Consider the following 1,496-nt stretch of genomic DNA (forward strand, 5'->3'; position numbering starts at 1 on the left):
GCCAGGCCGTAGGCGTTGTGCCGAAGTGGGCGCGAAAGGCCCGGCTGAAGACCTCGGCTGACGCAAAACCTGTGTCAAGCGCCACCTGCAATGCGGTCTGCTGCGTAAATATCAGGCGCTGCGCCGCCGACTCCAGCCGCAGGCGGCGCACACAGTCGGCCAGGGTTTCGCCCGTGACCGCCTGGAACACGCGGTGAAAGTGCCAAGGTGAAAAGTGCGCCACATCGGCCAGCGTTTGCAGGTCCAGCGTGCCGTCCAGGTTGGCGCTGACGTGGTCTACCACCCGGTTGATGCGGGCGATGTAGGTATGCTGGTGCGGGTTGGGCGCGAGCTCTTGCGTCTGGGTCAAAGGCATGCCGGCAAGTCTAGCGCCAGCGGCCCCGTGTTGCTGTGGCTAGCCCGCTTTGCGTATCGTGCCCTGCGCTGCTGCGCACAAGATGCGCTCCTTCCCGCGTAGCACAAAAATATCGCATCGGCACACCGCCTGCGTCTTGYCGCTGCCTACCACCGTGGCCACGGCCAGCAGGCGCTCGGCATCTTTGGCCGGGCGCAGGTAGTTGATCTTGAACTCTGACGTGACAGAGTCGCCCAGCACCGAGCCCCCCGCAAACGTGAGCGCGTTGTCTGCCAAGTAAGACAACACACCGCCGTGCACAAAGCCGTGCTGCTGCAAGAGGCCAGGCACCACAGGCACCGACAGCTCCGCGCCGCCGGGCGCAAAGGCATCCAGCTGCGCGTTCAGCATCGCGCTGAAGGGCTGTTGCCCCAGCACCTGACGGCCCCAGGCCAGCAAGTCAGCGGGCATGTTGCCTGCGTGAAAACGGCGGGGTCAACCGCCTGCCGCCCGACACCAGCCAGCGCAGCAGGCGTATGTAGGCCGGCCAGGGCACCTGCCGTGGCTCGTTGCCCAGCGAGAGCTGCGCCTGCGACAGCACGTCTTCCACGCAGACGTCGTGCAGGGGGCCAATCACCAGCGGCCACAAGAGCAGGCCAGTGCCGTGTGTGTTCATCTCAATGCGGTGCTCCAGCACGCAATGCGCAGGCGTGGCCTCAAGCACCTCAAAACCGTGCCAGCCGTCAAAACCCACCGGCGCGGTAAGGCGAAACCGCACCGACTGGCCCGGCGTATAGGCTTCCACCACATAGCGGATAGGCCCATGCCCACCGATGGCACCCACCGCCAGCGGCCTGTCGAACTTCAGGCGCGGCCATGCCTTCCCGGGCCACAGCGTATCGGCCTGCGAACCCAGCGCATCAATCAGCGCGCCTACCTGCTGCGGGCTCGCGTGCAGCAAACGTTGATGAACATTGACAACTTTCATGCAAGTACTCCTGGTTGAATCGGGAACGTGTTCAGGGCGCCACGGCCATCCAGGCCGCGTGTTCCAGTGCGGCCCTCACTTTGGGTGTGACGGCCGGGGTGGGCTGGCTGACCCAGCCCTGCGTAAGCGACATCGCCGGTGAAAACATCAGCGCCATCCACAGGTGAAAAGGCA

3 protein-coding genes are annotated in these 1,496 nt (G+C 65.0%); all 3 read right to left on the reverse strand.

Annotated elements, in window-relative coordinates; translation table 11 throughout:
- Positions 1–355 (reverse strand): helix-turn-helix domain-containing protein (locus AC1DWI_RS22835; protein WP_477725869.1); only part of this gene is annotated, 355 nt, incomplete at its 3' end.
- A 39-nt stretch (positions 356–394) separates the two neighbouring features.
- Positions 395–805, reverse strand: coding sequence for a PaaI family thioesterase (locus AC1DWI_RS22840; protein ID WP_477725870.1), 411 nt, complete (start codon positions 803–805; stop codon positions 395–397).
- Positions 795–1,322, reverse strand: coding sequence for an SRPBCC family protein (locus AC1DWI_RS22845; RefSeq protein WP_477670971.1), 528 nt, complete (start codon positions 1,320–1,322; stop codon positions 795–797). The genes AC1DWI_RS22840 and AC1DWI_RS22845 overlap by 11 nt, the downstream gene beginning before the upstream one ends.
- Positions 1,323–1,496 lie beyond the last annotated feature (174 nt).

This window comes from Polaromonas sp. P3_C2, from assembly GCF_056402675.1.

Bases quoted from the DNA above. Each gene is read 5' to 3' on its own strand.
- AC1DWI_RS22845 (WP_477670971.1), bottom strand. From the start codon at position 1,322: ATGAAAGTTGTCAATGTTCATCAACGTTTGCTGCACGCGAGCCCGCAG.